The sequence below is a fragment of the Actinomyces israelii DSM 43320 genome (assembly GCF_000711965.1).
Lineage (GTDB): Bacteria > Actinomycetota > Actinomycetes > Actinomycetales > Actinomycetaceae > Actinomyces > Actinomyces israelii.
The window spans coordinates 157,306-179,166 of the sequence record NZ_JONS01000002.1 but is presented as its reverse complement, the minus strand read 5'-3'; the positions used below and the strand labels follow the sequence as shown (position 1 = coordinate 179,166).

The 21,861-nt window shown below is 70.5% G+C and carries 17 protein-coding genes; 13 read left to right on the top strand and 4 right to left on the bottom strand.

Annotated elements, in window-relative coordinates; genetic code table 11:
* Positions 1-248 precede the first annotated feature (248 nt).
* Positions 249-2,357 (bottom strand): alpha-galactosidase, encoded by a 2,109-nt coding sequence (locus O145_RS01960; RefSeq protein ID WP_052374508.1) that lies wholly within the window; start codon positions 2,355-2,357, stop codon positions 249-251.
* A 250-nt stretch (positions 2,358-2,607) separates the two neighbouring features.
* Between O145_RS01960 and O145_RS01955 the strand changes: the two genes are divergently transcribed.
* From O145_RS01955 to O145_RS01940, 4 genes are all read left to right on the top strand, one after another.
* Positions 2,608-3,882, top strand: a complete 1,275-nt coding sequence (locus O145_RS01955) for an ABC transporter substrate-binding protein (protein ID WP_043558857.1) — start codon at positions 2,608-2,610, stop codon at positions 3,880-3,882.
* A 49-nt stretch (positions 3,883-3,931) separates the two neighbouring features.
* A complete protein-coding gene (locus tag O145_RS01950; protein ID WP_084682300.1) occupies positions 3,932-4,870 on the top strand; it encodes a carbohydrate ABC transporter permease in 939 nt (312 codons plus the stop codon).
* A 5-nt stretch (positions 4,871-4,875) separates the two neighbouring features.
* Positions 4,876-5,712, top strand: a complete 837-nt coding sequence (locus tag O145_RS01945) for a carbohydrate ABC transporter permease (protein WP_043559040.1) — start codon at positions 4,876-4,878, stop codon at positions 5,710-5,712.
* A gap of 96 nt (positions 5,713-5,808) precedes the next feature.
* On the top strand, positions 5,809-6,867 hold the full coding sequence (locus tag O145_RS01940; RefSeq protein WP_052374504.1) for a LacI family DNA-binding transcriptional regulator: 1,059 nt from the start codon (positions 5,809-5,811) through the stop codon (positions 6,865-6,867).
* A 71-nt stretch (positions 6,868-6,938) separates the two neighbouring features.
* On the opposite strand, the gene uxaC is transcribed toward O145_RS01940, so the two are convergent.
* The 3 genes from uxaC to uidA are packed head-to-tail and all read right to left on the bottom strand — an operon-like array spanning position 6,939 to position 11,301.
* Positions 6,939-8,363: a glucuronate isomerase gene (gene uxaC, locus O145_RS01935; RefSeq protein WP_043558853.1), complete on the bottom strand. Its 1,425-nt coding sequence runs from the start codon at positions 8,361-8,363 to the stop codon at positions 6,939-6,941.
* On the bottom strand, positions 8,360-9,460 hold the full coding sequence (locus O145_RS01930; RefSeq protein ID WP_043558850.1) for a LacI family DNA-binding transcriptional regulator: 1,101 nt from the start codon (positions 9,458-9,460) through the stop codon (positions 8,360-8,362). The genes uxaC and O145_RS01930 overlap by 4 nt, the downstream gene beginning before the upstream one ends.
* A 56-nt stretch (positions 9,461-9,516) precedes the next feature.
* Positions 9,517-11,301 (bottom strand): beta-glucuronidase, encoded by a 1,785-nt coding sequence (uidA, locus tag O145_RS01925; RefSeq protein WP_043558848.1) that lies wholly within the window; start codon positions 11,299-11,301, stop codon positions 9,517-9,519.
* 321 nt (positions 11,302-11,622) lie between these two features.
* Here uidA and O145_RS01920 point away from each other — a divergent pair, with 321 nt between their 5' ends.
* The 9 genes from O145_RS01920 (at position 11,623) to O145_RS01880 (ending at position 21,815) form a co-directional block, all read left to right on the top strand.
* Positions 11,623-13,086, top strand: coding sequence for an MFS transporter (locus O145_RS01920; RefSeq protein ID WP_229118290.1), 1,464 nt, complete (start codon positions 11,623-11,625; stop codon positions 13,084-13,086).
* Positions 13,087-13,147: 61 nt separating this feature from the next.
* On the top strand, positions 13,148-14,017 hold the full coding sequence (locus O145_RS01915) for a sugar phosphate isomerase/epimerase family protein (RefSeq protein ID WP_229118289.1): 870 nt from the start codon (positions 13,148-13,150) through the stop codon (positions 14,015-14,017).
* 7 nt (positions 14,018-14,024) lie between these two features.
* Entirely contained in the window at positions 14,025-15,053 is a 1,029-nt protein-coding gene (locus O145_RS01910; protein WP_043558846.1) for a Gfo/Idh/MocA family protein, read from the top strand.
* Positions 15,054-15,073: 20 nt separating this feature from the next.
* The gene (locus O145_RS01905; RefSeq protein ID WP_043558844.1) at positions 15,074-16,237 is read left to right on the top strand and encodes a Gfo/Idh/MocA family protein; all 1,164 of its coding nucleotides are present in this window, start codon (positions 15,074-15,076) and stop codon (positions 16,235-16,237) included.
* A 1-nt stretch (position 16,238) separates the two neighbouring features.
* On the top strand, positions 16,239-17,105 hold the full coding sequence (locus O145_RS01900) for a sugar phosphate isomerase/epimerase family protein (RefSeq protein ID WP_043558843.1): 867 nt from the start codon (positions 16,239-16,241) through the stop codon (positions 17,103-17,105).
* 199 nt (positions 17,106-17,304) lie between these two features.
* The gene (locus O145_RS01895) at positions 17,305-18,906 is read left to right on the top strand and encodes a mannitol dehydrogenase family protein (protein WP_043558841.1); all 1,602 of its coding nucleotides are present in this window, start codon (positions 17,305-17,307) and stop codon (positions 18,904-18,906) included.
* Entirely contained in the window at positions 18,903-19,982 is a 1,080-nt protein-coding gene (gene uxuA / locus O145_RS01890) for a mannonate dehydratase (protein ID WP_043558839.1), read from the top strand. Before O145_RS01895 ends, uxuA begins: the two co-directional genes overlap by 4 nt.
* A 25-nt stretch (positions 19,983-20,007) precedes the next feature.
* Positions 20,008-20,688 carry a bifunctional 4-hydroxy-2-oxoglutarate aldolase/2-dehydro-3-deoxy-phosphogluconate aldolase gene (eda, locus tag O145_RS01885; RefSeq protein ID WP_229118288.1) on the top strand — a complete coding sequence of 227 codons (681 nt, stop codon included), beginning with the start codon at positions 20,008-20,010 and terminating at the stop codon, positions 20,686-20,688.
* Positions 20,685-21,815 carry a sugar kinase gene (locus O145_RS01880; RefSeq protein WP_052374502.1) on the top strand — a complete coding sequence of 377 codons (1,131 nt, stop codon included), beginning with the start codon at positions 20,685-20,687 and terminating at the stop codon, positions 21,813-21,815. The genes eda and O145_RS01880 overlap by 4 nt, the downstream gene beginning before the upstream one ends.
* The last annotated feature ends 46 nt before the right edge of the window (positions 21,816-21,861 follow it).

Genomic DNA, 21,861 nt, shown 5'->3' with positions numbered 1-21,861 from the left:
GCGACCAGGACCCGGCTCCCATGTGCGCAGACCCCCCTCAGCGCACATGGGAGCCTGCCGGTCGAACATGACGACCGATGGGAAAACGCATGATCCTGCGGGAAACCGGTTCCCGCCCCGCAGAGGCCCCGCCCTCCCATGTGCAACACCGGAGAAGACCGTGAGCCGGGCGCTGCTTACTACGCTCCTTACGCCCGTACAGTAAGAGACAGAGGAGCCTAGTAGGCGATCCGCCCCCGGGCGCCGAGTCACCTGCGCAGGCGGATGACTCGCGCGCTCTCCCCGGCGGGCTCGAAGTCGATGTCGAGGCACCCCGCCCGCGGCAGCCACGTGACGCGCCAGGGCTCCAACGACGTCGGGTAGGCCACCCGGGCCTCGAGGTCCTCGTCGACGTGCCCGCGCAGGGGGATCGTCGTACCCGCGAGGGCCGGGCTCCGCTTCCAGACGTACAGCACGGTCTCGGTGTCGGACTCGGTGGCGAGGACGACGACGGGGGCGTCCCAGGCAGGCAGCCCGAGGGGCCACAGCGGGACCGAGGCCGACTGGTGCGCCATGAGGCCGGGGTACAGGCTCGTCCCCTCGCGTACGAGGGCCATCTGCTCGCCGCTGAGCCGATCGAGGTGGCCGGACAGGTAGAGCCGGCCCGACAGGCCCGTCACCATGGTGAAGGCGATCTGCTCCAGGGTCATGCCGGGCTGCGGGTAGGACCAGTTCCCGGCCTGCTCGGGAGCCATGGCCATGGGGGCGGAGGCGGCGATCGTCGGGTAGAGCCGGTAGTCCCGCTGGTCGCTGGTCGACTGGAGGTCGTAGCGGGAGAGGACCGCCTGGTCCATGCGCTGGGCTCCGGAGGCGCAGGACTCGAAGATCACCCGCGGGTGGGCCCGGCGCAGCTGCTCGAACCACGCCAGGTGGGCGCGGGCGTGGTCCAGCAGCGCTTCGCCGGTGCTGCTCGCCCCCGTGTCCGGCCCGGTCCCCGGGGTCACGTTGTAGTCCCACTTGATGTAGCACACGCCGTAGCCGTTGATCAGCCGGTCGAAGGTCTGCGTGAGATAGTCCCGCGCGCTCGCGGAGCGGAGGTCGAGGAGGTGGCGTCCGTGCTCGATAATGCGCGCTCCGGCCCGGTGCATGAACGCGTCCTCGGGGAGGGTCCGTGCGAGCGGGGACCTCACGCCGACCACCTCGGGCTCGATCCAGAGGCCGGGCGTGAGGCCGCGGCCGCGGATGTGCTCCAGGACGCCGGCCAGCCCCCCGTCGCCGAAGCGCGTGGTCGACGGGCGCCACTCGCCGACGCTGTCCCACCAGTGGCCCCTGTCGTCGTACCAGCCGGCGTCGATGCAGAAGTACTGCGCTCCGGCCTCGGCCGCCGCGTCGATGAGCGGCAGGAGCCTGTCCGCCGTCGGGTCGCCCATGAGCGTGTTCATGTAGTCGTTGAAGATGAGCGGGCGGCCGGAGTCGGCCGCCACCGGGATGCGCGAGGCCCGCCGGTGGTGCGTGAGCTCGCCGACGGCGGCGTCGAGCCCGTCGTCGCTGAACGCGAGCGAGACCGGGACGCTCTCGAAGCCCTGGCCCGGTGCGAGCGCCTTCAGCCAGGAGTGGTGAAGGTCGTCCGGACCCTGGAGCACCAGGGTGAACCAGTCGGGCCGTTCGAGCTGCGGGTCGATCTCCCAGCGCCAGGGGCCGTTGACCTCCATCTGCCACACGACGGCGTGACCCGTGTCCGTGTTGACCAGCGCCGCGACCGGGACGTGGTCCCCGGAGGACCACGTCGAGCTTCCCTGCAAGGAGTACGCGCCCCGGTGGGCCTGGCCGTGCGCGCGGGGGTGGGCGTCGGCGAGCGCGCCGGCGCCCTGGAGCGGCGCCGCGGCCCAGCGGCTCTCCCCGCACCACTCGCTGCGTGCGGTCCAGATCTCGGTCGTGCGTGCGGGGCCGAGAAAGCCGGTCAGGCCGCTGAGGGCCACGGAGGACAGCATCTGCAGGACGATGGGCGCGCCTCCCTCATTCCGGATCCCGGTGCTGACGCGCCAGGCGTCGAGGTCTCCATGGCGGGTGAATGTCGTGGTCACGAGTGCACCCGACAGGGGGTCTCGCTGGACGATCTCCAGAGTGCGGACGCCCCGGGAGTCCCGCTCCCCCCTGGAGACGAAGCGGAGCCGCTCCGAGAGCGCCCCCCGGTCCGACCGGGTGCTCGTCAGCGCCCGCCCCTCCCCGACGGCGAGGATCTCGACCATCGCCCGGGGCGCGGGCCCCTGGTCGGACTGGGGGAGCGGTGAGCTGCTGACACGGACCGGGCGGTCGTCCCCATAGTCGAAGAAGAGCCCTGCGGGGGGCCTCCCCAGGAGAACCGGGTCATCTCTCAACCTCCTTGTGAGCGGCGCCGCAGCGCCTGACGGGCCGTGGCAGAGAATGATAAACGTAGTTCATCATGTCCTCTCGTGCTCTTGGGCGCAAGAGGGAAGTAATCGTTGTCGCACGGACTTGACGAGGAGTGTGGATGTGCCGTATAAATGATCGACGTTCATCATATGGTCGGATGCGTCGGCCCGCCCGGCTTGCGCCGGCCACCTGTGGTGCGCGCCTTGTTCAATGACGAGCATGCGGAGGCTTCCCATGAAGCGAAGGACTGTCCTGAAACTGGCCGGCGGCGCGGTAGCCGCCCCCGCCCTCCTCGCCGCCTGCGGCGCCGGAAGATCGAAGGGCGACTCGAGGACCGTCGAGCTGTGGACCGCCTGGACCGAGGGCGCCGATACGGCGAAGGCCGGCCAGGAGCAGATCAAGAAGTTCGAGGAGTCAACCGGCTTCACGGTCAATCAGACGAACTTCACCTACGACATGCTTCACGAGAAGCTCATCGCCTCGGCCGCCGGCGGCAACCTTCCGGACGCCGTCTGGGGGCTTCCCGAGTACGTCGGCGAGCTCCACAGGCTCGGGATCCTCGCGGACCTCACCTCCGCCTGGGACTCCTGGGAGGACAGGGACAAGGTCAGTGACACAGTCAAGTCCGCGATGACCGTGGACGGGAAGATCATCGGCTTCCCCTACGAGACCACCGCGCGCGCCTACCTCGTTCATGATGACCTGCTGGCTCGGGCCGGGGTCGCGGTCCCCAGGACGTGGGACGCGGTGGTCGGGGCCGGCACGAAGGTCGAGCAGGCCACAGGATCGTCCTTCTACGGGGTGGCGGGCACCGGGGTGCGCGCCCCTCAGGAGCTCCTCGTGTACCTGGCCCAGTACGGCCTGGCCGTCGCCGCCGAGCAGGAGGGCGGCGGCTACCGCAACACCTGGGGAGACAACCCCGACGAGCTCGCCGGGGCCGTCAAGGTCTTCGACTTCTACGCCTCGCTCGTCAGGTCCGGCGCCGCCTCGCCCAACTCGTCCACCTACGGCTGGGAGGAGACCGATGAGAACTTCGCGACGGGCCTGACCGCCACGTACGTCACCGGCAACTGGCTCGCCGAGCGCGAGTCCTCCAACCCGAGCACCATGGGGGACGTGTCGGTCCATCCGATTCCGCATCCCGCGGACGGCCGGCCCGCCACCTACATCGAGGCCAAGCCCCTCATGGTCATGTCGTCCTCCAGGGCGCTCGACGGCGCGACGCGGCTGGCCCGGGCGTTCGCCTCCACCGAGTGGCAGACGGCGGGCTTCGCCGACCGCTCCGCCCTGTCGGGCGTATCCACCGACACGAAGTGGAGCAGAGACTTCTCCGCGCTCCTCGACACCGGCGTCACCTACCCGCCGATCGCATTGTCCGGAGTCACGCAGAACATGATTGACGCCCTGGCCATGGTTCTTCAGGAGGGGACGTCCTCCGCGGAGGCGGCCACCTGGTTGTCAGAGGCGATCAACACCTCGCTGCAGCAGTCCGGTGACGCACACGCCTGACGTCCTCGGGGGAGTTGTTCGGCGCCGTCAGCACGGGGGAAGGAGAGGCATGTCCCAGCAGGAGGCGGAGGGGCGGGGAAAGGCCGGCCGTAGGAGCCCCCGGAGCAGGGCGAGCAGAAGATTCGTGACCACGGCCCTCCTGCCGACCTGGGTCTTCCTCGTCCTCCTCATCGGCTACCCGCTCCTCAAGGTCCTTGTCGACGGGTTCTCGCACTCGAACCTCGTCAATCCGTCGGTCTCGGGGCTCGCCGGCACCGAGAACTACTCGGACGTCCTTGCCGACCCCCATTTCTCGGGGGCTGTCAGGAACTCGCTCGTCTGGACGATCGGATCCGTCGTCGGCGAGTATGTCCTCGGTCTGGGCTCCGCGGTCCTCCTCAACCGGCGCCTTCGGGGCGGGGGAGTATTCAGGACGCTGACCTTCGTCCCCTGGCTGGTGCCGATTATCGTGGCGGGAATGACGTGGGAGTGGATGCTCAACCCGGACTTCGGGATCGTCAACGCCGTCCTGGTGCGGGCGGGAGCGACCGACTCGCCCGTCAACTTCCTCGGGGACTCGGCCTGGGCGATGCCCGCCGTCATCTTCGTCAACATCTGGCGGAGCTTCCCCTACTACACGATCACCTTCCTCGCTGCGCTTCAGGCGATCCCGCCCGAGCTCAAGGAGGCCACGCAGATCGACGGGGCCTCGGCCTGGAGGTCCTTCTGGGCGGTGAGCTTCCCCCAGCTGCGCTCACCCTCGCTCATCATCGTGTTCATGCACCTGATCTGGACGGCGGTGAACTTCGACTTCATCTGGGTCATGACTCAGGGCGGGCCCAACTACGCCACCATGACTCTTCCGCTCCTCATCTACCGATATTCGATGCAGGACTTCAACGTCGGTATGGCCTCCGCGCTGTCCACAATCATGCTGGCGGCGACGAGCCTCATATTCGTCATCTACTACAGAATGCGCCGGAGCCTCAGTGAGGAGATCGTGGGTTGATCGACATGAAGAAGCAGCGGGTCCTCGGTGACGCGGTCGCCTACGTCCTCCTGACCCTCCTCGTCATCTACAGCATCTTCCCGTTCGTGTGGATGGCGCTGTCCGCATTGAAGCCGCGCGAGGAGATCCGCGCCCGCGTCCCCCGCCTGACAATCGACCACCCGACCCTGGGGAGCTTCCGGAGCGTCCTGCTCGACCACGGCTTCCTGCGGTACATCCGCAACAGCCTCGTCGTCTCGGCCACCGCCTGCCTGCTCGCGCTGGTCATTGCGATCTTCGCGGGCTACGTCTTCAGCAGGTTCTTCCGAAGACGGTCCGTCCGATGCGCCAGCTTCTTCATGCTGGTCTCGCAGATGATCCCGGGCGTTCTTCTGCTCGTCCCGCTCTACATCACGATGAAGAATCTCGGGCTGCTCGAGTCCCCGCTGTCCCTGGTCCTCGCGTACACGACCTTCGTGATCCCGATGTGCACCTTCATGCTCTCCAGCGCCTTCGACGCGATACCGGTCTCCCTGGAGGAGGCCGCGGAGATCGACGGGTGCGGGAGGCTGCAGACGATGCGCAGAGTGATCCTCCCCATGATGCGGCCCAGCATCGTCTCGGTCGGCCTCTACGCCTTCATCAACGCGTGGAACGAGTTCATGTTCGGCTACATCTTCATCTCTCAGGACCGCTTCCGCACGATCACGCCCGCGATCATGCTGTTCAAGGGGGCGAACTCCATCGACTGGGGAGGGCTCATGGCGGCCTCCGTCATTGCGGTCCTGCCGGTGGCGCTCGTCTTCCTGTTCCTGCAGAGGTTCTTCATGGCCGGAATGATGAGCGGCGCGGTCAAGGGGTGAGGACCGGCGGGGCCCGGACCCGACAAGAACGCGGGCGCCGCGGCGCGCGGGCGCTGCGGACGTCCGGGTCGGTCTGCCGGTCGATACCCTGGAGCCGTGAAGCCCACCCCGAAGCGGCCCACGATCGCCGACGTCGCAAGCGAGGCGGGCGTCTCGACGGTGACGGTCTCCCGCGTCCTGAGCCGCTCGCAGAAGGTCAGCGATAGGACCCGCGCCCGCGTGGAGGCGGTGATGCGCGAGCTGGGCTACTTCGGGAACTCTGCGGCGCGCCAGCTGGTGTCCGGGCGGCCCGAGACCCTGGCGATCATTACCTCCGAGACGCTGCCCTACGGGTACGCGCAGACGATCAGCGGCGCCGAGCAGCGGGCTCGGAGGGCGGGAATGTCCTCCCTCATCTGCGTGCTCGACCGGGACGACGAGAAGGCCGTGGAGCACGCGGTGGCATCGACGGCCTCGCACCAGCCCGCCGGCGTCGTGGTCGTGGACTACGACGTCCTGGCGCACAGCGCGATCTCCCGGATTCCCGACTACCTCCCCGTGGTCGACGTGGGGCCGCCGCAGTCCGGAGAGTCCTCGGGCAAGCCGTACGTGGCCATTGACGAGTACGGGGGCGCCTACGAGGTGACCAAGCACCTCGTCGAGCTGGGGCACACCTCCGTCTTCGTCGTGGCGCAGCCGAACAACGCTCCTCCGGAGCGCAGGTCCGTCGGGGCCCTCGACGCGCTGCGGGACGCCCGCCTGCCCCTGTATCCGATCGTTCGCTGCGAGTCGTGGGAGCCGCGCGCGGGCTACCGGGCCTGCCGGAGGCTGCTGGAGGAGTACGGGGAGCTGGTCACCGCGGTGGTCTGCCCGAACGACGAGCTCGCCCTCGGGGCGGTCCGGGCCGTTCACGAGGCCGGCCTGTCCGTTCCGGAGGACGTCTCGGTGACCGGCTTCGACGGGATCCCGCTGGCGGACGTCGTGACCCCCACCCTGACGACGCTGCGCCAGGACTTCACGGCCGCCGGGAGGGCCGCGGTGGAGCTTCTGCTGGACCTCCCGGACCGGGCCGGTGCCGCGCCCTCGCCCGTCGTCATCGCCTCCGAGTTCATCCGGGGGGAGTCGACGACGGTGCCGCACCCGCGCCGAGGGCTCGTCCGGGCCGCGCGGGCGTGAGGCAGGACCCCGGCCGGCGTCCTGCGTCATCGGTGCGTTCCTGGCTTCCGGCCCTGGCGCGCCTCGGCGGCTCAGTCGAGCTTGAAGGCCCGCCGGGGGATGGGGCCGACGAGGTCGCGGGAGATCCGGACGGCGTCGTCCATGGTGATCCGGTGCTCGACCACGAGCCGGGCCAGGAAGGACGAGTCGCAGCGCCGGGCGATGCCGTGGCGCGCGGGGATGGAGCAGAAGGCGCGGGTGTCGTCGATGAATCCCGAGGTCTTGTAGAGGGTTGCGAAACCCGTCGTCGCCGCACGGAAGCGGAGCATGGCGTCAGGCTCGTCGATGAACCACCACGGCACGCCCACGTACACCCCCCGGTACCAGCCGGCGAGTGGCGCGAGCTCGCGCGAGTAGACCGTCTCGTCCATGGTGAAGGGGATGAGGTGGAAGCCCTCGGCATTGCCGTAGGCGTCCAGAAGCGGGCGCAGGCTGCGCGTGAACTCCACGGCCATCGGGATGTCGCCGCCGACGTCGGCGCCGTAGCGGCGGAAGGCGCCGGTGTCGTGGTTGCGCAGGACGGCGGGGTGCAGGGTCATCACCAGGCCGTCGTCGACTGCGAGGCGGGCCTGGTCATTGACCATGTGGCGGCGCAGCCGGTCGCTGTCGCGCCCATCGAGCGTGCCCGCCAGGGCGCGGGCGTAGAGGGTCTCCGCCTCCGTCCCGGTCAGCCGCTCGGTCCCCGGGTCGGCGTGCGAGTGGTCGGAGGAGACCGCGCCATTGGCCTTGAAGAAGGCGCGCCGCGCCCGCATCGCCTCGACGTGCCCGGTGTAGGTGGACACGTCGAGGCCGGCGGCCTCTCCGAGCCGCTCGGTGAGCTCCCGCCACCCCGCGCGCGCCGGTTCGAGGTAGGCGTCGGGGCGGAAGGTCGGCACCACGCGCCCGGTCCACCGCGGGTCCTGCGCGAGCGTGCGGTGCGCGGCCAGGTCGGAGCACGGGTCGTCCGTCGTCGCCAGGACGGCGATATCGAAGCGCTCGTACAGGGCGCGCACGGAGAACTCCGGGGTGTGAAGAGCGGCGTCGATCTGGTCGTAGATGTCGTCGGCCGTGCGCGCGCAGGGCTGCACGCGCACGCCGAAGACGCCGTGGAGCTCCTCGGCGAACCACGCCTGCACGGGCGTGCCGGCCAGCAGGTGCCAGCTCTCGCACAGAAGGCGGAAGGCCGCGCGCGACTGGTCGGCGGTGCGCTCGGTCCCCACCGGCACCCCCAGCCGCTCGAGCTCGACGCCGGCGAGGGAGTGCAGAAGGCGGTTGGCGTAGTGGTCGGGGGTCAGCAGGAGACTCGTCGGGTCGGAGAAGACGACGTCGTCGGCCAGCCACTCCGGCGGGACGTGCCCGTGGGGGGAGACGATCGGGGCGTCCTCCACCTCGGCGAGAAGATCGCGGGCGATGCCGCGCGTCGTGGGATCCGCCGGCAGCAGCCGATCGGCGGACAGGACGAGGGGCTGCGGGGTCATCGGCGGGTGCTCCTTTGCGTGTGGTGCGGGGTGGCGGGCGGGCGCCGGGCGGGGATGCGTGCAGCGGCGGGGCCGACGCTCGCGCGCACCTGCAAGGACATCTCCAGGGTGGTGACCAGGGGCTGGGGCCGGGAGCGGTGGCGCAGATGGCCGACGATCGCCCCGGCGGCCGCCGCGCCCAGCTGTCGCGATCGTGTGGCCAGGGAGGTCAGTCCCGGCTCGGTGAGAGCCGACAGGCCGGCGTTGTCGATCCCGATGATCGACAGGTCCTCCGGTACGCGTATGCCCCGGGCGATGGCGGACTTCATGAAGCCGACCGCGAGGATGTCGTTGTAGCCGATGACCGCCGTCGTCGGGCGCCTCTCCCAGGCGTCGACGGCGCGCACGCCGCCGCCGACGGTCGGCGGGCAGGGGCCCGCCCGGTGGGCGCGCAGGCCGAGGTCCTGGCAGGCGAGGACCAGCCCCTCCCAGCGGGCCCCGTTCGCCCACGACCCCGACGGCCCCGCGAGGTAGGTGATCTCGGCGTGCCCGTAGCCGGCCAGGTACTCCACGGCGGTGCGCATGCCCCGGGTCGCGTCGGGCAGGATCGAGGTGATTCCCGGGACCTGCCGGTTCAGGGAGACGACCGGTGCGGCGCGGTTGAACTGCTGGATCATCGAGTTCGTCATCCGGGACGCCGACAGGACGATCCCGTCGACCAGGTGGAGGACGCGCTCAATGGCGGCCCTCTCCTCCACGGCGTCCTCGCGCGAGTCGATGAGCAGGACGGTGTATCCGTTGGTGCGGGCCGACTCCTGCAGCCCGATCATGAGCTCGCTGAAGTAGGGGTTGCCGACGTCGGCGATCACCAGGGCGATGACGCAGGTGTCGTCCGCCGTGTGCGCGAGGCGGTGCGGGGAGGTGCGCTTGTACCCCAGCTCGTCGGCGGCGTCGTGGATGCGCTGGGAGGTCTCGTTGGAGACCCGGCCCGGACGGGACAGGGCCCGGGAGACGGTCGAGGGAGCGACTCCCGCCCTCTTGGCGATGTCGTAGATAGTGATCGCCTTGCGGCGCCCGGGCGAGGAGCCGGACGCCCTGCCGGCGTCGGTGCGGGTCATCGCCGTCCTTCCTCTCCCCCTTTCGCCGAGGCCCGGGGCCGTCGTCGCCACCGGACTCAGAAGCCCAGGCGCTCGCGCATGGCCAGCCAGCGCTCGCGCACGACGAAGGCGTTCTGCTTGGGGTCGCGGGCCCTGGTGAACATCCCCTTCTTGTTCCCGGCTACGCGGACAATACCCGTGGCGGTCTGGAAGTCGGCGAAGTTCCACATCTGCTCGCCGATGATCTCGTCGTAGTCATCGAAGACCCGGTGGTGCATGGAGAGCATGTCGACCTGGAAGTCCTCGCTCCAGGGGCGGCGGAAGACGTCCCGGATCCCCGGCATGGTGTCCGGGCCGTACTCGGTGAACAGGATCGGCTTGCCCGGCGCCAGCGCGAGCCACCCGTCGATCTCGGCGCGCAGATGGGCCTCGGCGTCGTCGAGGTTGCCGTTATCCACGTACCAGCCGTAGTAGCGGTTGAGCATGACGACGTCGAACAGGTCGATGATCCGCTCCTTGTCGGGGGTGGAGAGCATGACGTTGGCGTAGCCGACCGGCCGGGTCGGATCGGCCTCGCGCGCCACTCGGACGAGCGGCTCGAAGTAGGTGCGGGAGGCCTCGGTGTGGGTCTCCGGCTCGTTGGCGATGGACCACAGGACCACGCTGGGGCGGTTCCTGTCGCGGGCGATGAGCTCGCGGATCTGGGCGGCGTGCGCCTCGCGGGTGGCCTCGTCGGCCCGTTCGGGGCAGAAGGTCGGCTGCGACTGGCCGCCCAGGATCCCCGCCGCGATACCGACATTGAGCCCCACGGCGGCGGTCTCGTCGATGACGACGAGACCGCGCTCGTCGGCGTGGTCCATGACCTCCTCGGCGTAGGGGTAGTGCGAGGTGCGGAAGGAGTTGGCCCCCTGCCACTCCATGAGCTCGAAGTCGTGGACCATGAGGACGTCGTCGTGCCCCTTGCCGCGGATGAGGTTGTCCTCGTGGCGTCCGTAGCCGCGGAAGTAGAAGGGCTCGCCGTTGATGAGGAGCTGGGAGTCCCTGACCTCCACGGTGCGCACGCCGAAGCGCTGGGGGTAGACGTCGGCGTCGGCGTGCACCTCGAGGGTGTACAGGTAACCCCTGCCCGGCCTCCACAGGGTGACGTCGGGGATGGCGACCTCGCCGCGGGCTCCCCGGGCGCGACCGACCTCGCGGCCCTCGGCGTCCAGGACCACCACGGAGACCTCGGAGGCGCCCTCGGCGGCGACGGCGTAGGAGACGCGGCCGGTCGTCCCCTCGTAGCCGGTGGTCACGGTCACGTCGCTGACGGCCACGGCCGGGCGCGTGTAGAGGCTGACGCTGCGGTGGATGCCGGCGTAGTTGAAGAAGTCGTGGTAGTACCTCTGCACCCTGCGCCCCCGGCTGTCCTCGGTGAGGTAGCCCGGCGGCAGGGTCTGCCAGGTCAGGCGGTTGTCGACGGCGACGGTCAGGCGGAAGGTCCCGCCCGCCTCCACGAGGTCGGTGATGTCGGCCTCGAAGGGGAGGTAGCCGCCCGTGTGGGTCGCGACCTCGGTGCCGTCGACCCACACCCGGGCGCGGTGGGTGACCGAGCCGAAGCGCAGGAGCAGGCGGTCGTCGCCGAGGCGTCCGGGGACGACGACGTCGCGCTCGTACCAGGCCAGGCCGACGTGGTCGTGGACCTCGACGTCGGTGGTCACGTCGTTGTACGAGGCGGGCACCGGCATGGGGCGCGGCGCGCTCAGAGGGGCATCGAACCAGCGCTCCTCGAGGCCGGCGTCCTCGCCGGCGTCGAGCTGGAAGCGCCACACGCCGTCGAGACTGCGGATATCCCGGGAGACGGACTGTCGGAGGGGCAGCATGGAGGCTCCTTCACCTGGTGCTCAGCGCGTCCGGCGTGGATGGACGCGCTCACCATTGCACATGCCCAGCGGGCGCACGCGGGAAAGTTGCCGTAAGTTGCGCACTCCGGCGCGCCGCCGAGCTCCGAGCGACTGCGCGCGGGAGTACGCCGGCGCCCTGCAACTACTGGCAACTTCGCCGCGTGGGGCCGGGCCCGCGCCACCCTAGAGCGTGATCCCCGCGGATGCCCTCCGCACCCGCGGCTCACCCAGGACCCGGTCCCGCTCCGGACGCGGATCTTCCTGCACGCAACGGTGCGATACGACAGGAGACACCATCCCATGCCCATGACGAGCCAGATATCGGCGCCGGCGCCAGTGACCGAGGCGGCGGAGAGGCGCCCCTTCGGCCTGAGAGACAAGATCGGCTACATGTTCGGTGATTTCGGAAATGACTTCACCTTCACCCTCCAGTCCACCTTCTTCATGGTGTTCTACACGAATGTGGTCGGCATCAGCCCGGCGCACGTGGGAACCCTGCTGCTGTGCGCCCGCGTCGTCGACGGATTCACCGACGTCGGCATGGGCATCATTGTGGACCGCCTGCCGGGCGCCGGGCCCGGCGACAAGTTCCGCCGCTGGATCAGGTACATCGCTATTCCCGTCGCCGTCGCCTCGGCCCTCATGTACATGTCCTTCGTCTCGGGCTTCGGAAGCTACGGCCTGAAGCTGACGTGGATGGTCGCCACCTACTTCCTGTGGGGCTCCGTGTGCTACACGGCCATCAACATCCCCTACGGCTCCATGTCCTCGGTCGTCTCCCCGAACCCCGACCACCGCGCCGAGCTCTCCGTCTTCCGCTCCACGGGCGCCACGCTGGCGAACATTATGATCATGACGGTCCTGCCCATTATCGTCTACCGGACGAATGCCGACGGCGTCTCCGTCCTCGACGGCCCCGCTATGACCCTCGGCGCCGTCATCTGCTCCGTCCTGGCCGTCGTCTGCTACGCGGTGTGCTACTTCTGCGTGGAGGAGCGCGTCGCCGCCGTGTCGAGGCCCGCATCGGAGGGTGGGCTGAGCGTCGGCTCCATGCTCAAGGCGGTCTTCTCCAACCGCGCCCTGCTGGGCCTCATCGCCTCCGCCCTGCTGCTGCTCGTCTCGCTGATGTTCCTCAACGGGATGCTGAGCTACCTCTTCCTGTCCTACTTCGGCAACGGCAGGCTCCAGTCCCCGGCGTCCTTCGCCGGTCTGCTCCCCTCGCTCGCCCTGATCGTCATCGCCCCGTGGCTGTCCAGGCGCTTCGGAAAGGCCGAGGTCGGCGCGGTCTCCATGCTCCTGGGCGGCGGCGTGCTCATCGGCGCCTACTTCCTGCACACCCGCAGCGCGACCGTGTGGATCATCCTCTACGCGGTCGTGGCCCTCCTGACCGCGGTCTTCAACTACCTCGTGTGGGCCTTCATCACCGACGTCATCGACTCCCACGAGGTCAAGAGCGGTCAGCGCGACGACGGCACCGTGTACGCCGTCTACTCCTGGTCGCGCAAGCTCGGCCAGGCCCTGGCGGGAGGCCTGACCGGATGGGCGCTGGGCTGGGTCGGCTTCGACGCCGCGGCCGCCAAGGCCGGTGAGGCCCAGGCAGCCCCTGTTGTCGATGGCGTCTACATGCTCGCCAACCTCGTGCCCGGGATCGGCTACGTCCTCGTCGGTCTCGCCCTGGTGGTCCTCTACCCGCTCAAGAAGAAGGTCGTCGACGCCAACAACGCCGTGCTCGTCGCCCGCCGCGCCGTCGCGCGCGAGGAGTGAGACGGCCGCGGGGAGAAGGCGAGAAGACCGGGAATAAGGATGGAGAAAGGAAGCAGACCTCATGACACCCGTGAGCCCCATGACGCCCGCCTGGACGATGACGGGATTCGCCGACGAGATCAGTCCCGACCTCGGCGAGCAGGTCGCCCTGCTCGCCGAGCTCGGCATCAGGCACATCGAGCTGCGCAGCGTGCAGCTGACCAAGATCCTCGACCTCACCGACGCCGAGCTGAGGCGGATCAGGGACGCGCTCGACGCCGCCGGCATCGCCCTGTCCTGCGTGGGCTCGGACCTGGGCAAGATCCGCATCACCGACCCCTTCGCCCCCCACCTGGAGCGCACCCGCCGCGCCGTTGAGGTCGCCCGCTTCTTCGCCACCCCCCGCATCCGCGTCTTCTCCTTCTTCATTCCCGCCGGCGAGAACCCCGCCCGCCACCGCGACGAGGTCATTGCGCGCACCCGCGCCATGGTCGAGGTCGCCCGGGACGGCGGCGCGACCCTCCTGCACGAGAACGAGAAGGAGATCTACGGCGACGTCCCCGGCCGCGTCGCCGACCTGCTCGCCGCCGTCGACTCGCCCTCCTACCGGGCCGTCTTCGACCCCGCCAACTACGTCCAGTGCGGGGTGCGCCCCATGGACGAGGCGTGGCCGCTCGTGCACCGCTACACCGACTACATCCACTGCAAGGACGCCAGGTTCCCCGTCGACGCCGACGACATCGGCGAGGTCACCCCCTGCGGCGAGGGCGACGGCCAGTGGCCCGAGCTCATCGCGGCCCTCAAGGACTGCGGCTACGCGGGCTTCCTCTCCCTCGAGCCGCACCTGGGCCGCTTCGACGCCTACGGCGCCCTGTCCGGCCCCGAGAGCTTCACGCGCGCCCACGCCGCCCTCCAGACGCTCCTGGCCCGGGCCGGCGTCGAGACGGACTGAGACGACCATGACCACGGCGGCGATCGTCGGCTGCGGGGACGTGGCCGCGGTGCACCTCCAGGCCATCGAGGCGATCGACGCCGTCGAGCTCGTCGGGGTGTGCGACACCGACCCGGGCGCGCTCGCGGCGGCCGTCGAGCGCACCGGCGCGCCCGGCTTCGCCGCCGTCGGCGAGCTGCTCGAGGCCGTCCGCCCCGACGTCGTGCACGTGACCACGCCCCACGACGCCCACGTCGACGTCGCGCTCGCGGCCCTGGGGGCGGGCGCGGGCGTCATCCAGGAGAAGCCCGTCGCCCACACGACTCGTCAGGCCCGGCGCCTGGTCGACGCCGTCGCCCGCCTCCAGGACCGTCTGGGCCCGGACGCCCCCAAGATCGCCGTCTGCCTGCAGAACCGCTACAACGTCTCCTCCGTCGAGCTGCGGCGCCTGCTCGACTCCGGGGCGCTCGGTGCGGTCCGCGGCGCCTACGCCACAGTCGCCTGGAGCCGCTCCCCCGGCTACTACCCCGCCAAGCCCTGGCGCGGCCTGTGGGAGCGCGCTGGCGGGGGGCTGCTCATGAACCAGGCGCCCCACACCCTCGACCTCATCCAGTGGCTGCTGGGCGACGTCGTCGAGGTTCAGGGCAGCGTCTCGACGGACAAGTTCAGCGCCGTCTCCGAGGTGGAGGACACCGCCTGCGCGCGCTTCACGCACGCCGATGGCGCCACCACCTGCTTCTACGGCACCGTCAACCTCTCGGCCCACCGGCCCGTCGAGCTCGAGCTCGACTGCGAGCGGGCCTGCGTCGTCCTGCGCGACGGCCTGGAGGTCCGCTGGCGCGACGGGCGCGTCGAGCGCCACGAGGAGCGCACGGCCGGCTCTCGGGGCCGCTCCTACTGGGGGGTGAGCCACGAGCTGCTCATCCGCGACTTCTACAGCCGGCTCGACGACCCCGAGCCCTTCTGGATCGGCCCGGCCCAGGCCATGGCGTGCCTGCTCATGGCCAAGGCCGTCTACAGGGCCGCCGGCCTGCCCCCGACCACCTGCGATGAATGAGAGACCAAGGAGCCCCATCCATGACTGACATCGTCCGCCTCGGCATTATCGGCCTGGGCACCGAGGGCGGCATGTACGCCCGGTTCATCTCCGCCGGGCGCGTGCCCGGCCTGAGCATCGGCGCCGTGTGCGACATCCTGCCGGAGAAGAAGGAGGCGGCCGACGCCCTCGACGCGCCCTTCTACACCGACTACAGGGAGATGATCGCCTCCGGCGACGTCGACGCCGTCGTCACCACTGTCCCCCACTACCTCCACCCCGAGGTCGGCATCCACGCCCTCGAGCACGGGGTGCACGCTCTGGTGGAGAAGCCCGTCGGCGTGTACACCCGGCAGGCCCGCGAGCTCATCGATGTCGCCGCCGCCAGGCCCGACCTCGTCTTCGGCGTCTTCTTCAACCAGCGCACCAACCCCCTGTACAAGGACCTGCGGGCCCTGCTGGCCTCCGGCGAGCTCGGGGCGCTGCGCCACACCACCTGGACCATCACCACCTGGTGGCGGCCCCAGGGCTACTACGAGCAGTCCGACTGGCGCGCCACCTGGGGCGGGGAGGGCGGCGGCGTCCTGGTCAACCAGGCCCCCCACCAGCTCGACCTGTGGCAGTGGGTGTGCGGAGTGCCGTTGTCCGTGTTCGCCAAGTGCCAGTTCGGCTTCCGCCGCGACATCGCCGTGGAGGACGAGGTCAGTGCCCTGGTCGACTTCGGCGGCGGCGCCACCGGCTCCTTCATCACCTCCACGCACGACCTCGCCGGCACCGACCGCCTGGAGATCCTGTGCGACAGGGGCAAGGTCGTCGTCGACGACTCCGCCGTCGTCACCATCACCCGCCTCAAGGACGACGAGCGCGCCATCTCCGAGCGGATGAGCGTCGAGCAGGTCCGGGAGATGTTCAAGGGCGGCTTCGACCCCGCCGACCTCATGAGCGTGGAGACCAGGGAGTACCGCTCCGTGTGGGGCGAGCAGCACTGCGAGGTCCTGCGCAACTTCGCCGCCGCCGTGCGCGGCGAGGAGGAGCTGCTGGCGCCCGGGGGCGACGGCATCCACGGCGTGCGCCTGGCCAACGCCATCCACCTGTCCAGCTGGACGGGCAGGGAGGTGTCCATCGCGGACCTCGACGAGGACGCCTACCTGACCGAGCTCAACAGGCGCATCGCCGCCGAGGGCCTTTTCGAGGAGCGCGCCTGAGATGACCGCTGTCCCCGCCGCGCCGGTCCTCGGCGCCCAGATGATGATGCTCAAGGACCAGGTGGCCGCCGAGGGCATGTGGCCGATCCTGGAGCGTCTGGCCGACCTCGACCTGCACGCCGTCGAGGTCTCCCAGATTCCCATGACCGAGGCTGTCGCCGCCGACCTGGAGCGGGGGGCGGACGAGCTCGGCATCGAGGTCGCCGCCCTGTCCACGGGCCTGCGGCACGTCGAGGGCCGAGACATGGACACCCTCGACACCGGCTTCGACAAGCTCGTCGCCGACTGCCGGCGCCTGAGGTGCCGCTTCGCGCGCATCGGCATGATGGACTTCTCCGCCATGGTCTCCAAGGAGGCCGTCGAGGCCTGGGCGGGCGAGGCCGACGAGTACGCCGTCCGTCTGAAGGCAGAGGGCATCACCCTGTGCTACCACAACCACCACGTGGACCTGCACGCCTTCGACGGCGAGCGCATCTTCGACATCGTCCGCCGCGTCGCCCCGGACCTGCACTTCGAGGTGGACCTGCACTGGGTCCAGCGCGGCGGCATGGCCCCGCTGGACATGCTCGCCGCCTACACCGGGGTCTGCAGACTCATCCACGTCAAGGACTACCGGGTCACCGCCCTGCCGCACGAGGCCCTCGAGCTCTTCGACGCCGGCAGGGTCGCGGAGGGCTACGACAGGTTCGTCAACATCATCGAGTTCGCGGAGGTCGGGCAGGGCAATATGAACTGGCCCGTGCTCCTGCCCGCCGCCGCGGCCGCCGGGGCCGAGTACCTCCTCATCGAGCAGGACCTGACCTACGGGAGGGACCCCTTCGACTGCCTGGCCGACTCCCGGGCATACCTGCGATCCATCGGCTACTGAGCGGCTGCCGGGCGGAGTGATGGGGTGTGGCAACTTCTGTCAACACCGGGGGCCCGGGCCGCGGCGGCGGGAGACTTGAGCCGTCCCCGCAGGGCGGCTCGACGGCGCCCCGCGGGGCGGCCCCGGCCCTGACGAGCCCCGGACCGCTCAGAAGGGTCACCTGGAACCACTACGAACCATCAATGAGGACTGGTTGCGCATGAGACTCACCATTGACGGGCTCCGCGACGGGGAGGCCCTCGAGGCGGCCGGCGTCGTCACGCCCGCCTTCGACGTCGCCGCCATGCAGGCCTCCGGCCGCGAGCGGCCCCGCTGGCTGCACATTGGGCCGGGCAACATCTTCCGCGTCTTCCTGGCCCGGATCGCCGAGGACCTGCTCGCCTCCGGCCGGCACTGGCCGATCGCAGTCGTGGCCCCCCGGCGGCCCACCGGCCTTGACGTCCAGCTCGCCGCGCACGACCTGCTCACGCTGTCGGTGACCCTCAGACCCGATGGCAGCCGCGACCTGCGAGCGGTCGCCGGCGTGAGCGAGGGCCTGGCCGTGAGCCGTCCCGACGACCGCGCCCGCTTCCTCGCGCTGGCCGCCGACCCCGGCGTCAGCCTCGTGTCCCTCACCATTACCGAGAAGGGCTACGCCGTCGCCGACTCCGCCGGCGACCTCCAGGAGGCCGTCACGGCCGCCTCCGGCCCCCGAGCCCGCCAGGGGCACACCATGGCCCTGGTCGCCTCCTTCCTCCTGGCCCGCTACGAGGCCGGCGGCGCCCCGATCACCCTCCTGAGCTGCGACAACTTCAGCCACAACGGCGACAAGCTCCGTGACTCCGTCACCACGATCGCCCGCGGCTGGGCGCGGGCCGGAAGCGCCGACGAGGGATTCCCCGCCTGGATCGAGGATCCGTCCAGGGTCGCCTTCCCGATCTCCGTCATCGACAAGATCACCCCCCGCCCCAGCGAGGCCGTCGCCGAGGCGCTCACAGGACTCGGCTTCACCGACATGGGTCTGCAGGCGCCCGATCGCACCCCGCTGGCCGGATTCGTCAACACCGAGCCGACCGAGTACCTCATTATCGAGGACGCCTTCGCCGGTGAGCGCCCGCCCCTGGAGGAGGCCGGCGCGCAGATCGTCGCCCGCGAGGTGTGCGACAGGTTCGAGAGCATGAAGGTCGCCACCTGCCTCAACCCGCTCCACACGGCGCTCGCCATCGCCGGCTGCCTCCTGCGCATGCCGACCATTGACGCGGAGATGCGCGACCCCGCCCTGGCCGCCCTCGTCCACCGCCTCGGCTGGGAGGAGGGCCTCCCCGTCGTCTCGGACCCCGGCGTCGTGTCTCCCGAGAGCTTCCTGACCGAGGTCCTTCAGACCCGCTTCACCAACCCCTACCTGCCGGACGACCCCGCCCGCATCGCCATGGACACCTCTCAGAAGATGCCGATCCGCTTCGGCCAGACCCTCCTGCGGTACCGCGACCGCGGCCTGGACATGGGCGGGCTGCGGTCGATCCCCCTGGTCATCGCCCTGTGGTGCCGCTATCTCACGGGCATCGCCGACGACGGCGCCCCCTTCGAGCCCTCCTCGGACCCGCTGTACGACGAGCTCCACGCCCACGTCGCCGGGATCCGGCTCGGCGAGCCGGTCGATGCCCGGCGCGCGCTCGCGCCCATCCTGTCCGACCCCGAGCTCTTCGGGCTCGACCTCACCGCCACGCCCGTGGCCGGGAGCGTCGAGGCCCTCTTCTCCCGCCTCATCTCCGGCCCCGGCGCCGTGCGCGCCACCCTCGACAAGGAGACGCTTCCGCAATGAACATGACCTTCCGCTGGTACGGGGAGGCCTACGACCCCATCCCCCTGCAGTACATCCGCCAGATTCCCGGCATGACCGGCATTATGGGCGTCCTCGACCAGTACGCCGCCGGCGAGGTCTGGGAGAGAGGCGAGATCGAGAAGCTGATCGCCCGGGTGAGGGCAGGCGGCCTGGAGTGCCGGGTCATCGAGTCCGTCAACGTCCACGAGGACATTAAGCTGGGCCTTCCCAGCCGCGACGAGTACATCGCCGCCTACTGCGCAACCCTGGAGAACCTGGCGGCCTTCGGCGTCGAGGTCGTCATCTACAACTTCATGCCCGTTTTCGACTGGCTGCGCACCGAGCTCGCCCACGTGAACGAGGACGGCTCCACCTGCCTGTACTACGACCACGCCGAGGTCGAGGGCATGACGCCGCGCGAGATCGTCGAGCGCACCGCCCGTGACTCGGGCGGGCTCACCCTGCCCGGCTGGGAGCCGGAGCGCCTGAGCCGGCTCGACGAGGTTCTCTCCCTCTACGAGGGCGTCTCGCGCGAGCAGATGCGGGACAACTACCGCTACTTCCTCCAGGGCATCATCCCAACCTGCGAGAGGGTCGGCATCCGGATGGCCGTCCACCCCGACGACCCCGCCTGGGACCTGTTCGGCCTGCCCCGCATCTGCAACACGCGAGACGACCTCGACCGCATTGTGCGCATGGTCGACTCCGAGGCCAACTCTCTGTGCCCGTGCTCCGGGTCGCTCGGCTCCGACCCGGACAATGACGTTCCCGCGATCTTCCGCGAGTTCGGGGAACGGGGCCGGATCGCAGCCGCTCACGTGCGCAACGTGAAGCACCTCGGGGACAGGCACTTCCAGGAGGCGCCGCACCTCTCCGCCGCCGGCGACCTGGACATGGCCGCCATTATCGAGGCCCTCCACGACACCGTGCCGGACGTCTACGTCCGTCCCGACCACGGTCGCATGATCTGGGGGGAGACGGGCCGTCCGGGATATCCGCTCTACGACCGGGCGCTGGGCGCCACCTACCTCAACGGCCTCTTCGAGGCCACCGCCAAGCTCAAGATGCGCGCCTGAGCGCGCTCGGGGAGGAGTATCAGTCATGACGAGCATGACGAGCCGGATCACTGAGGACGCCGAGGCCGCGCGCGATCAGCTCGATCAGCTTCTGGCCGCCAACCCGGTGGTGCCGGTAGTGGTGGTCGATTCCGCCGCGCAGGGGGTGGGTGCTGGCCGGGCCCTGGTGGCCAGCGGCATTGCGACGGCCGAGGTGGCCTTCCGTACCGCTGCCGCGGTGGAGGCGATCCGTGTCATGGGCGAGGTCGAGGGTCTGGTGGTGGGGGCCGGGACGGTGCTCGACGCGGCTCAGGCCGAGGCCGCCATCGATGCGGGCGCCCGGTACCTGGTGTCTCCGGGCCTGTCGGTCGAGGTCGTGCGCTGCGCGCAGGACGCGGGGGTGCCGGTGCTGCCGGGGTGCGCGGACGCGTCGTGGATTATGGCGGCCCTGGAGCTGGGAATCAGGACGGTCAAGTTCTTCCCGGCCTCCGCTCTGGGCGGCCCGTCGGCCGTCAGGGCCCTGTCGGCGGCCTTCCCCCGGGTGCGGTTCGTGCCGACCGGGGGCGTGAGCGCGGGCAACCTGGCCGAGTACCTGGCCGTTCCCCAGGTCGCGGCGTGCGGCGGGTCGTGGATGGTGAGCAGGGACCTTGTGGCCGCCGCCCGGTGGGATGAGGTCTCCCGCCTGTGCGCCCGGGCCGTGGCGATCGCGAAGGAGGCCGGCCGATGAGCGCTGCTGCTGGTCCTGCTTCTGGTGGGGGGCCGGTCGCGGTGCGGCCCGCCGCGCAGTGCCGCTACGACGTGGTCTGCCTGGGGGAGGTCATGCTGCGCCTGGACCCGGGGGAGGGGCGCATTCGCACGGCCCGGCGCTTCGAGGTCTGGGAGGGGGGCGGGGAGTACAACGTCGCCCGCGGCCTGTCGAGGTGCTTCGGCATGCGGGCGGGGGTGGTCACCGCCCTGGCCGACAACGAGGTGGGCCGTCTCATTGAGAGCCTCATCCTGGCCGGCGGTGTGGACCCGCGGATCGTGTGGGCGCCCTACGACGGTATCGGCCGCAGCGCGCGCAACGGGCTGAACTTCACCGAGCGCGGCTACGGGGTGCGCGGCGCGGTGGGGGTCTCGGACCGCGGGCACACCGCCGTCAGCCGGCTGCGGCCCCAGGACGTGGACTGGGACCGCCTCTTCGGGCGGCTGGGCGTACGCTGGCTGCACACCGGCGGCATCTTCGCGGCCCTGTCGCCGGAGGCGGCCGAGGTGGCCGAGGCGGCCATGGACGCCGCCCACCGGGCGGGCACGGTGGTGTCCTACGACCTGAACTACCGGCCCAGCCTGTGGAAGGGCGTCGGGGGGATCGAGCGGGCGCGCGAGGTCAACCGGCGCCTGGCCCGCTACGTGGACGTCATGATCGGCAACGAGGAGGACTTCACCGCCTGCCTGGGCTTCGAGGTCGACGGCGTGGACGAGGGCCTGTCCAGGCTGGACGCCGGCGCCTTCGAGGCCATGATCGAGCGGGCGGTCGCCGAGTTCGACGGCTTCGGGGTCGTCGCCACCACCCTGCGCCAGGTGCGCACGGCCACCGTCAACGACTGGGCGGCTATCGCCTGGTCGCCCCGGACCGGGTTCGTGCGCTCAGTCCAGCGCCCCGGCCTGGAGATCCTCGACCGGGTCGGCGGGGGCGACTCCTTCGCCTCGGGCCTGATCTACGGGCTCATGGAGCTCGGCGACCTGGCCACCGCCGTGGAGTACGGGGCCGCGCACGGCGCCCTGGCCATGACCACCCCCGGCGACACCACCATGGCCACCCTCGCCGAGGTCCAGCGCCTCGCCGCCGGCGGCAACGCCCGCGTCCAGCGCTGACCAGCGGCAGCCGGTGCCGGCGGGTGCCGGCAGCCGGCACGCGGGG

Bases quoted from the DNA above. Each gene is read 5' to 3' on its own strand.
- O145_RS01955 (WP_043558857.1), top strand. From the start codon at position 2,608: ATGAAGCGAAGGACTGTCCTGAAACTGGCCGGCGGCGCGGTAGCCGCC.
- O145_RS01950 (WP_084682300.1), top strand. From the start codon at position 3,932: ATGTCCCAGCAGGAGGCGGAGGGGCGGGGAAAGGCCGGCCGTAGGAGC.
- O145_RS01945 (WP_043559040.1), top strand. From the start codon at position 4,876: ATGAAGAAGCAGCGGGTCCTCGGTGACGCGGTCGCCTACGTCCTCCTG.
- uxaC (WP_043558853.1), bottom strand. From the start codon at position 8,363: ATGACCCCGCAGCCCCTCGTCCTGTCCGCCGATCGGCTGCTGCCGGCG.
- O145_RS01930 (WP_043558850.1), bottom strand. From the start codon at position 9,460: ATGACCCGCACCGACGCCGGCAGGGCGTCCGGCTCCTCGCCCGGGCGC.
- uidA (WP_043558848.1), bottom strand. From the start codon at position 11,301: ATGCTGCCCCTCCGACAGTCCGTCTCCCGGGATATCCGCAGTCTCGAC.
- O145_RS01920 (WP_229118290.1), top strand. From the start codon at position 11,623: ATGCCCATGACGAGCCAGATATCGGCGCCGGCGCCAGTGACCGAGGCG.
- O145_RS01915 (WP_229118289.1), top strand. From the start codon at position 13,148: ATGACACCCGTGAGCCCCATGACGCCCGCCTGGACGATGACGGGATTC.
- O145_RS01910 (WP_043558846.1), top strand. From the start codon at position 14,025: ATGACCACGGCGGCGATCGTCGGCTGCGGGGACGTGGCCGCGGTGCAC.
- O145_RS01905 (WP_043558844.1), top strand. From the start codon at position 15,074: ATGACTGACATCGTCCGCCTCGGCATTATCGGCCTGGGCACCGAGGGC.
- O145_RS01900 (WP_043558843.1), top strand. From the start codon at position 16,239: ATGACCGCTGTCCCCGCCGCGCCGGTCCTCGGCGCCCAGATGATGATG.
- O145_RS01895 (WP_043558841.1), top strand. From the start codon at position 17,305: ATGAGACTCACCATTGACGGGCTCCGCGACGGGGAGGCCCTCGAGGCG.
- uxuA (WP_043558839.1), top strand. From the start codon at position 18,903: ATGAACATGACCTTCCGCTGGTACGGGGAGGCCTACGACCCCATCCCC.
- eda (WP_229118288.1), top strand. From the start codon at position 20,008: ATGACGAGCATGACGAGCCGGATCACTGAGGACGCCGAGGCCGCGCGC.
- O145_RS01880 (WP_052374502.1), top strand. From the start codon at position 20,685: ATGAGCGCTGCTGCTGGTCCTGCTTCTGGTGGGGGGCCGGTCGCGGTG.